This window comes from Aeromonas sp. s8, from assembly GCF_040907785.1.
GTDB classification, from domain to species: domain Bacteria; phylum Pseudomonadota; class Gammaproteobacteria; order Enterobacterales; family Aeromonadaceae; genus Aeromonas; species Aeromonas veronii.
This window is the reverse complement of record NZ_JBFOCL010000047.1, coordinates 114917-124527: the sequence shown is the minus strand read 5'-3', so window position 1 is coordinate 124527 and position 9611 is coordinate 114917. Positions and strand designations below refer to the sequence as shown.

Below are 9611 nucleotides of genomic sequence, written 5' to 3'. Positions count from 1 at the left end.
CCCCCCCCCCTTATTTCTACCTCACCGCATAAGCGATGAGGTATGAAAAGCTGGCGGGAAGTGTTGCTGCATTTATCCAGCTGACTTTCTGCATTCATTACCTATAGAAACTATTGGTAGACAGAAAACCAGCATTTTGCGAACGCAGCCTAGGGGTCTCTATCGCATCAACCAAGCGACGCTGGCGCTGGGCCGATGGCGATACAAGAAAGGGGCCGTCAATTGACGGCCCCTTTCTATTGATGGTGCGATGGGGGTGATGGCTTGGTGGGCTCAGGGATAGATGCTCACTTCTATCAGGTTCTGGTCAGGGTCGAGGAAGTAGATTGATTCTATCGGCCCGCAGGCGCCACTTTTAGTCACCGGCCCCTCGACAATCTCCACCCCGTGGCAGGCCAGCTGAGTCATCACCTGCTCCAGTGGCCAGCGGGTGATAAGGCAGACATCCCCCGACCCCACCTGCGCCCGGTTGCGCGGCTCCTGCCCCAGCAGTTGCAGATTGATCTTCTGGTTGCCAAACCCCACCGCCCGGCGCCCCGCACCGAAGGTAATGGCCTCCATATTGAGCACCGAACTGTAAAACGCCACGGCCCGTTCGATATCACTGACCGTCAATACCAGATGGTCGATATGGCTGATCATGGTTACCTCCTGGTGGTGATCTGGCTGATGTGACCGGCATATACCCGCAAACATCCGACTGTTGCCGCCACGGCGGGCTACCCCATCATACCCGGCAAGGGGAAATCCATGTGTGCCGTGGCGCGCAAAGAGAGCGCAAATGATGATGTAATTTTTAAGGGGTGTTCAGTTGGGCGTTGCGATGGCTGCTGTTGTCGCGTTTGGCTAATTCTTCACTGGCATTAATGCTTCTGGAGTCATCACAATGAGCGGGATGGCCAGCGCCTGACTCAACCGCTCCGCCAGTTCGTAGGCAGGGCCGATGGTGTCGTAGTCTGCCACACAGGTTGCCAAGGCACAGCCGTTGCTCTCTTCGACTCGCAAGTAAACGCTGTAGCCTTGAACGGTCAGACCGCTGTCACGCACCACCTGTATCTCACCTTCCTGATTGATTGCCTCCAGTTCAACCGCTACCGGTTTCTTGAACATCTGTACTCCTCAGTCACTGCAGATAGTGGCAGTAATAAAGCCCAGCATGGGGTAAGAAAAAAATGCTGCCACATCTTGAATCTGTGAGCCACGTGAAAAAATTAATAATACGGGCTCCATAACCAAACCTGCCACCGATAATAACATGCTGATTTAGATGAAAAAATGATATTATCTCTTTCTTCTATAGACAATGTTCGAGGCTCGGGCGTGATGCAACAATGCGGTATTTATGAACAGCTCATTACTCAACTGCTGACATCTCGACTCGACCGCGAGCGCTTTTACGTGGGGGAACGCCAACTTGAGCCTGCCGAAGCGGCAGTTTGGTTATCCAGATTTCTGAGCCGGGTTTTGGAATATGCGGTGGGGTCGGTAACTGGAGAGGATCAGCTGCAACGGCAGATTGAGCTGGCTAACCAGTTATTGCTTTGGCTAAAGGATCGCACCCAAGACCCAGACTTTATTGGCGAGAACCTCATCGATAGTCAGGGAAAAATTCTGACAGCACTCTACCAGTTGGATAACCCCATCTCCGCCAATTTAAAGCAATATGCCGAGGATATTTTCCCTCTGACAGGTCTCACTCAGAGCGAACTGTTTTGTGGCAGCAATGCGGGTTTGTCAATGGAATCGGAGATTAAACGGGAGATATTATCTGCAGATAGCATCTGCTGGCTGGTCTCATTTATCAAATGGGCAGGTATCCGTATTTTCCGTCATGAGCTGGAAGAGTTCACTCGCAGCGGCCGCCAATTAAAAGTAATTACTACCTCTTATATGGGGGCGACCGACGCTAAGGCAGTTGAATTTTTAGCCAGCCTCCCAAATACCGAAGTCAAACTCAGCTATAACACCCAGCGCGAGCGGTTGCATGCCAAGAGCTATCTCTTTTGCCGAAATACCGGCTTTCATACCGGCTATATAGGTTCCTCCAATCTCTCTCACTCTGCCCTCACTAGCGGCTTGGAGTGGAACCTAAAAATCACCTCGCAAGAGATCCCTCATATTATCGAGAAATCCCTAAGTACCTTTGAAACCTATTGGGAATCCGATGATTTTGAGCTGTTTGATGGTAAGCTCGAAAGCCGTACAAAATTGCAGCATGCACTGCAAGAGGCCCGTGGGGATGGGGACAAAAATAGCCCTGCCTATTTCTTTGATATCACGCCGTTTCCCCATCAACTGGAGATCCTTGAACAATTGGCGATGGAGCGCGCTTTACACCAGCGCTTCCGTAACTTGGTGGTTGCGGCCACTGGTACAGGGAAAACCCTGATCTCCGCTTTTGATTTTGCGCGTTTTCTGAAAACCAAACCCGACGCCAAGTTCCTGTTTGTCGCCCACAAAGAGGAGATCTTGCGCCAAGCATTAGCCTCGTACCGCGGTGTGCTCAAGCAATCCAATTTTGGCGAACTCTTGGTCGGCGGCGCCGTGCCAACCCACTACCGTCAACTATTTGCCTCGGTGCAATCCTTGAATAACCAGCTGGCTAATTTACGTCTTAGCCCAGATTATTTCGATTACATCGTCATTGATGAGGTTCACCATATTGCGGCGGCCAGTTATCGCGGTCTGCTCGCCGCCTTTGAACCTCACATTCTGTTAGGATTAACCGCAACGCCAGAGCGCCATGATGGCGGTGATATTCTTGCCGACTTTTGTGGTGTCATCGCAGCAGAGATCCGCTTGCCCGAGGCTATCAATCGTCGCCATCTCTGTCCGTTCCAATATTTTGGTATCGATGATGATACTGACTTGCGCCAAGTGGCTTGGAAAAATGGCCGTTATGACATCACTGAGCTCTCCAATATCTATACCCACAATCAGCAGCGGGTACAGAAAATCGTCCAGAGCCTCAATGAGATCGTCACCGATATTACCAAGATCAAAGCACTGGCATTTTGTGTGAGCCGTGAACATGCCGATTTTATGCGCAAGGCCTTTTTATTGAAGGGCATCAAGGCTGATATTCTCACCAGCGATAATCGAGACGAGCGGCATAGTAAACAACAAAATTTGCGCACTGGGGTTATCAATATTCTCTGCGTGGTGGACATCTTCAACGAAGGGGTTGATATCCCGGAAGTCGATACCTTGCTGTTTTTACGACCAACGGAAAGTCTCACCATCTTCTTACAGCAATTAGGGCGCGGCCTGCGGCTGGCGAGCGATAAAGAGTGCTGCACCGTGTTGGACTTTGTTGGCAATGCCCGTGTTGAGTATGACTTTGCCCAGAAATTCCGGGCACTGGTGGGTAAAACTAATAAAGCGATCAGCCACGAGATCAAACAGGGCTTCCCTCACGCCCCCTTGGGCTGCCGCATCGAACTCTCAAAACAGACCCAAGAGTTAATTCTGAGCAATATCAAGAAGGCGACTCTCAATACCTCGCGCCTTATGGGCCTGATCCGCCGTTTCTCACAGGATTGCGATTTACCTCTGACACTAGCGAACTTTTTGAAGTTCTACCCTCACATCAGCCTTGAGGAGATCTACAAGCGCGGCAATTGGAGCACCTTGGTCAAACAGGCCCGCAACCATACCATTTCTGAAATGAGCGATGAGAAGTTGTCGACTCTCTACACCCGGGCCATCAAAACCCGGCTATTGGGCTGCGATGCGCTCCATTACTTGAACTTCTTACAAACCTTGGTGGAAAGCGCCTTTACCTTAACGGCCGAGCACGATGCACGCATGGCCTTGATGTGCCACTACGACTTCTGGCAACAGAGCGGCCCCAACGCAGGCTTTAGCTCCTTGGCGCACAGCCTGAAACAACTCAATCAACCAGAGTTAAGGGCCGAGCTGGCAGATCTGTTACCCATGCTGATCAACCGGGTGCAGCACGAACAAAGCACCATGCCAAACCTTCCCGGTAATCCGCTGCAACTGCATGCTCGCTATGCCAGAGAGCAGGTGCTGGTTGGCTTTGGCGCGACCACCTTCGCGCAGCAACCCACGGCTCGCGAAGGGGTCTATGTCATCGCAGAGCAACATATCGAGTTGCTGTTCGTTACCTTGAACAAAACGGAACAGCACTTCTCCCCCACTACCCGTTATCACGACTACGCCATCAACGAGTCGCTGTTTCATTGGCAGAGCCAAAACAGCGCTCGCCCAGAGCGGGGTAAGGGGCTGAGTTACATAAACCACAGAGCAGAAGGTAAGCGCTTGTTTCTGTTCGTCCGCGAGCAGAGCAAAGATGAATTTGGCCGCACCCTTGGCTTTGTGAACTTTGGTGAGGTGGAGTACGTATCCCACACAGGCAGCCAACCGATGAACATAAAATGGCGTCTCACCACTCCGATGCCGCCATTTATATGGAAAGAGGCCGCCAAACTGGCTGTTGGTTAGTAAGACTTATCACCCGGTGGGAAGATGACGCAAAACCCACCGGGTTCTTGCCCAAAACCCCGGCTAAATTATCCAGTTGCATAATAACCATGCGGCCTTGCGGTTGTTTAACTGGCCCTAACGTCAGATAATACCGCCCGCCTTCAAACCCCGATAACCCGACTTTCAGTGACGGTAATTGATGACTGAGTACCTGCTTTTATTGATCGGCACCGTGCTGGTTAACAACTTCGTGCTGGTGAAATTCCTCGGCCTCTGCCCCTTTATGGGGGTCTCCGGCAAGCTGGAAACCGCCATCGGCATGGGGCTGGCGACCACCTTCGTGATGACCCTCGCCAGTGCCAGCTCCTATCTGGTGGAGCACTATATCCTGCTGCCGCTGGATATCGCCTATCTGCGCACCCTCGCCTTTATTCTGGTGATCGCCGTGGTGGTGCAGTTTACCGAGATGGTGGTGCGCAAGAGCAGCCCGACCCTCTATCGCCTGCTGGGGATCTTCCTGCCCCTCATCACCACCAACTGCGCGGTGCTCGGGGTGGCGCTGCTCAGCATCAATGAGCGACACGACTTTATCCAGAGCGTGATCTACGGCTTTGGCGCCGCCATCGGCTTCTCGCTGGTGTTGATCCTGTTTGCCGCCATGCGCGAGCGTCTGGTCGCCGCCGATGTGCCCGCCCCGTTTCGCGGGGTGTCGATTGCCATGATCACCGCCGGTCTGATGTCGCTGGCCTTTATGGGCTTTACCGGCCTTATCAAGATATAACCATGATCCATATTCTCTTTGCCATTCTGGTGCTCACCCTGCTGGCGCTGGCGTTCGGGATTATCCTGGGCTTTGCCGCTGTCAAGTTTCATGTGGAAGCAGACCCCATCGTCGACCAGCTCGATGCCCTGTTGCCCCAGACCCAGTGTGGCCAGTGCGGCTATCCCGGCTGCAAACCCTACGCCGAGGCGCTCGCCAACGGCGATCAGATCAACAAGTGCGTACCCGGTGGCGAGGCCACCATGCGCAAGATTGCCGATCTGATGGGAGTCGAGCCCCAGCCGCTGGGGGGCAGTGACGAGGCCGCCGTGCCAGTCAAAAAGGTCGCCTTTATCCACGAAGATCAGTGCATCGGCTGCACCAAGTGCATTCAGGCCTGCCCGGTGGATGCCATCGTCGGCGCCACCAAGGCGATGCATACCGTGATTGCCAACGAGTGCACCGGTTGCGATCTCTGTGTCGATCCCTGCCCGACCGACTGCATCGAGATGATCCCGGTGCCCACCACGGTCGATAACTGGAAGTGGGATCTCAATAACGTGCATGTTCCGGGCAAGATTCCGGTCAAGATAGTGGAATAAACAGCGGAGCAACCATGCATTCCTTACTCGAACGTATCAAAGCCGGCACGCTCTGGGACTTTCACGGTGGCATTCACCCCGCCGACAACAAGCTGCAATCAAGCCAGAGCCCGGTGGTAGACGCCGGTCTGCCACCGCGCCTCATCATTCCGCTGCGCCAGCACGCAGGCCCCGCCGGCGATCTGCTGGTGCAGGTGGGCGACAAGGTCAAAAAAGGGCAGCCGCTGACCCGTTATGCCAAGGGGCGGGTCGTCCCTGTCCATGCCTCCACCTCCGGCACCATCACCGAGATTGGCAACCACACGGTTGCCCACCCCTCCGGACTCGGCGATCTCTGCGTTATCCTCACCCCCGATGGTGAGGATGAATGGGGCGAGCGCAATGGCAAAGCCGATTACTGGAATCTGGAGCGGGGTGAGCTGCTCGAGCGCATCCAGCAGGCGGGAGTTGCGGGCCTTGGCGGCGCCGTATTCCCCACCCACAGCAAGCTCGACGGCCGCGGCCAGCTCACCGAGATCCTGATCGTCAACGGGCTGGAGTGCGAACCCTATATCACCACCGACGATCGGTTGATGCAGCAGTATGCCGACGAGATCATGGATGGCATCCGGGTGCTCAAGCACCTGCTCAAACCGAAACTCACCCTGATCGGGGTGGAAGACAACAAGCCCGAGGCGATCGAGCAGCTGACCCGCCACGCCACCGATGAAGATGTGCTGGTCAAGACCGTGCCGACCAAGTACCCCTCGGGCGGTGCCAAGCAGACCATCGAGCTGCTCACCGGCCGTCAGGTGCCCAAAGGCGGCCGCGCGGTCGATATCGGCATCATGGTGCTTAACGTGGCCACCGTGTTTGCCATCAAGCGCGCCATTATCGACGGCGAGCCGCTGATCGAGCGGATCGTCACCCTCACCGGCGACAGCTTCAAAAAACCCGGCAATGCCTGGGTGCGCCTGGGTACGCCGGTGCGCTGGCTGTTGCAGCGTTTCGAGCTGCAACCGGAAGCGGAGCAGCGGGTCATCATGGGTGGCCCCATGATGGGCTTTACCCTGCCCCACGCCATGGTGCCTGTGGTCAAGGCCACCAACTGCCTGCTGGCGCCGACGCAGGCCGAACTGCCCGCCCCCGGCCCGGAGCAGCCCTGCATCCGTTGCAGCGCCTGCGCCGATGCCTGCCCGGCTACCCTGCTGCCGCAAGAGCTCTACTGGTACAGCCGGGCCAAGGAGTATGACAAGGCCGAAAAGCTCAACCTGATGGACTGCATCGAGTGCGGAGCCTGCGCCTGGGTCTGCCCAAGCGAGATCCCGCTGGTGCAGTACTACAAGATTGCCAAAGACGACATTCGCGAAGCCCGTGCCGAGGCCGAAAAGGCCGAACGCGCCAAGCAGCGTTTCGAGGCCAAGCAGGCCCGCTTCGAGCGGGAGAAAGCGGCCCGCGAAGCGCGCCATGCCGAAGCCGCCGCCCAGCGCCGTCAGACCATGACGGCCGCAGGCGGCGAAGATCCGGTGGCAGCGGCACTGGCCCGCATCAAGGCCAAGCAGGATGCGCCCATCACTGCCATTACCGCCACCGCCGAGGGCTTGCCTGACAACAGCGCGGTGATTGCCGCCCGCGAAGCCCGCAAACGGGAAGCGGAAGCGCGCCGCGCCGCCAAGCTGGCAGAGAGCGCAAACAGCGACACTGCCGCCGCTGCGCCGCAATCCACCGAGGCGGTTGACCCCGCCAGCGATCCCAAGAAAGCAGCCATCGCCGCCGCACTGGCGCGCGCCAAGGCCAAGAAAGCCGCTCAGGCTGGCGATAGCGCCGAGCCTGCGACGGCCGAAACCGCTGCAGCCCCTGCGGTAGAGGTTGATCCGAAAAAGGCGGCGATTGCCGCCGCCATTGCCCGGGCCAAAGCCAAAAAGGCAGAGGCGAATGGTGAACCGGTAAGCGCAGCCAACAGCGCAACAACCGACGCTGACACCCAAAGCGATGCGCCCGTCGATCCCAAAAAAACGGCTATCGCTGCAGCCATCGCTCGTGCCAAGGCCAAGAAGCTGGCCCAGCAGGGTGACAGCGCTGAGGACGATCTGACAGACACCGCCGGCACCAGCGAAACGGCTGCAACCCAAAGCGATGCGCCATCTGCTGTCAGCGAAGCGGTTGATCCCAAGAAAGCTGCAATTGCTGCTGCCATTGCTCGCGCCAAGGCCAAAAAGGCAGCCCAGCAGGGCGAGAGTGCCGGTGCTGAAGGTGCGCAGAGTGAGCCAGCTGCCAGCGCACAGACCCGCGACGTGGCGGTAGCCAAGAGCGAAGTAACCACCAGCCACAGCGATACGGCTGAAAGCGAAGCGGTCGATCCCAAGAAAGCCGCTATCGCCGCTGCCATTGCCCGGGCCAAGGCCAAAAAGCTGGCCCAGCAGAGCGCAAGTACCAGTGCTGAGGTAGAAAATGCCGATGCTGAGGTAGAAAGTGCCGCTACTCAGGTAGAGAGTGCCGGAGCTGAGGGTGAGCGCGCACCGGCCGAGCCGATGCAAACCGATGCAGCCAGCAGTGAGCAACCACTTGCCGTAGCAGAGGCTCCTGAAGCGAGTGCTCCAGCGATTGACGCCCCGGTTGATCCGAAAAAAGCGGCCATTGCAGCTGCCGTGGCCCGCGCCAAGGCGAAGAAGCTGGCGGCCGAGGCAGCCAGAGCCGCAGAGACCGCCGCTGAAGATGCCCCGTCAGCCGACCGAACAACCACAAGGTAATCGACAGACTCATGTTCAATATTGCGACTGCGCCGTTTGCCCATAACCGCAAACAGACCCGAACCCTGATGCTGCTGGTGATCCTGGCCTGCGTGCCGGGCTTGCTGGCCCAGACCTGGTTCTTCGGCTGGGGCTCCTTTATCCAGATCCTGCTGGCGCTGGTCACTGCGCTGCTGTGCGAGGCGCTGGTGCTCAAGCTGCGGGGCCGCGCCATCAAGCCTGCCCTGATGGATGGCAGTGCGGCGCTCACCGCCGTGCTGATCGGTCTCTCCCTGCCTCCGCTGCTGCCATGGTGGATGCTGGTGGTGGGCACGGCCTTTGCCATCATTGTCGCCAAACACCTTTACGGCGGACTGGGTCAGAACCTGTTCAACCCGGCCATGGTCGCCTATGTGCTGCTGCTGGTCTCCTTCCCGGTGCAGATGACCAGCTGGCTGCCGCCAGAGAGCGTGCGCGCCTACAGCCTCGGTTTTGGTGATGCGGCGTCGGTGATCTTCACCGGCTTTAGCCTCGACGGCTACAGCATGGCCCAGCTCAAGCAGGGGGTGGATGGTCTCACCATGGCGACTCCGCTCGATACCCTGAAAACCGGCCTGACTCAGGGTCTCACCACCGGCGAGATCCTGAGCGGCCCGCTGTTTGAGGGTTGGGGCGGCATCGGCTGGAGCTGGGTCAACCTCGGCTATCTGCTGGGCGGCCTGTTCCTGTTGCAACAGAAGGTGATCAACTGGCGCATTCCCACCGCCAATCTGGGTGCCCTGCTGGCGGCCTCCACCATCGGCTATCTGGTGAGCCCGGATGCGACTGCCACGCCCATGTTCCATCTCTTTAGCGGCGCGACTATGCTGGGGGCCTTCTTTATCGCCACCGATCCGGTCAGTGCCTGCACCACACCGCGCGGCCGACTGGTCTATGGCGTGCTGATCGGGGTGCTGGTCTACATCATTCGCCGCTTTGGCGGCTATCCGGATGCGTTCGCCTTCGCCGTGCTGCTGGCCAACCTTTGCGTACCCTTTATTGACAGCCTGACTCGCCCGAAAGTGTATGGAGCCCGTCGCCAATGATGTTTCT

General features: G+C 57.4%; 7 protein-coding genes. 5 read left to right on the top strand and 2 right to left on the bottom strand.

The window, feature by feature from the left end:
• Nucleotides 1–273 precede the first annotated feature (273 nt).
• Both AB5Y86_RS16630 and AB5Y86_RS16625 read right to left on the bottom strand, forming a co-directional pair.
• Nucleotides 274–642: a VOC family protein gene (locus AB5Y86_RS16630; RefSeq protein ID WP_058058755.1), complete on the bottom strand. Its 369-nt coding sequence runs from the start codon at nt 640–642 to the stop codon at nt 274–276.
• A 204-nt stretch (nt 643–846) separates the two neighbouring features.
• Entirely contained in the window at nt 847–1110 is a 264-nt protein-coding gene (locus tag AB5Y86_RS16625; RefSeq protein WP_368193478.1) for a hypothetical protein, read from the bottom strand.
• A 213-nt stretch (nt 1111–1323) separates the two neighbouring features.
• On the opposite strand from AB5Y86_RS16625, the gene AB5Y86_RS16620 reads away from it, so the two are divergent.
• From AB5Y86_RS16620 to rsxD, 5 genes are all read left to right on the top strand, one after another.
• Nucleotides 1324–4467, top strand: a complete 3144-nt coding sequence (locus AB5Y86_RS16620; protein ID WP_368193606.1) for a DUF3427 domain-containing protein — start codon at nt 1324–1326, stop codon at nt 4465–4467.
• Nucleotides 4468–4648: 181 nt separating this feature from the next.
• A complete protein-coding gene (gene rsxA / locus AB5Y86_RS16615) occupies nt 4649–5230 on the top strand; it encodes an electron transport complex subunit RsxA (RefSeq protein WP_368193477.1) in 582 nt (193 codons plus the stop codon).
• Between the two features lie 2 nt (nt 5231–5232).
• Entirely contained in the window at nt 5233–5811 is a 579-nt protein-coding gene (rsxB, locus tag AB5Y86_RS16610; RefSeq protein WP_005350799.1) for an electron transport complex subunit RsxB, read from the top strand.
• 14 nt (nt 5812–5825) lie between these two features.
• Nucleotides 5826–8540: an electron transport complex subunit RsxC gene (gene rsxC, locus AB5Y86_RS16605; RefSeq protein WP_368193476.1), complete on the top strand. Its 2715-nt coding sequence runs from the start codon at nt 5826–5828 to the stop codon at nt 8538–8540.
• 11 nt (nt 8541–8551) lie between these two features.
• Nucleotides 8552–9604 (top strand): electron transport complex subunit RsxD, encoded by a 1053-nt coding sequence (rsxD, locus tag AB5Y86_RS16600; protein WP_368193474.1) that lies wholly within the window; start codon nt 8552–8554, stop codon nt 9602–9604.
• Nucleotides 9605–9611: the final 7 nt, after the last annotated feature.

Coding starts and splice junctions, on each gene's coding strand:
- AB5Y86_RS16630 (WP_058058755.1), bottom strand. CDS start 642: ATGATCAGCCATATCGACCATCTGGTATTGACGGTCAGTGATATCGAA.
- AB5Y86_RS16625 (WP_368193478.1), bottom strand. CDS start 1,110: ATGTTCAAGAAACCGGTAGCGGTTGAACTGGAGGCAATCAATCAGGAA.
- AB5Y86_RS16620 (WP_368193606.1), top strand. CDS start 1,324: ATGCAACAATGCGGTATTTATGAACAGCTCATTACTCAACTGCTGACA.
- rsxA (WP_368193477.1), top strand. CDS start 4,649: ATGACTGAGTACCTGCTTTTATTGATCGGCACCGTGCTGGTTAACAAC.
- rsxB (WP_005350799.1), top strand. CDS start 5,233: ATGATCCATATTCTCTTTGCCATTCTGGTGCTCACCCTGCTGGCGCTG.
- rsxC (WP_368193476.1), top strand. CDS start 5,826: ATGCATTCCTTACTCGAACGTATCAAAGCCGGCACGCTCTGGGACTTT.
- rsxD (WP_368193474.1), top strand. CDS start 8,552: ATGTTCAATATTGCGACTGCGCCGTTTGCCCATAACCGCAAACAGACC.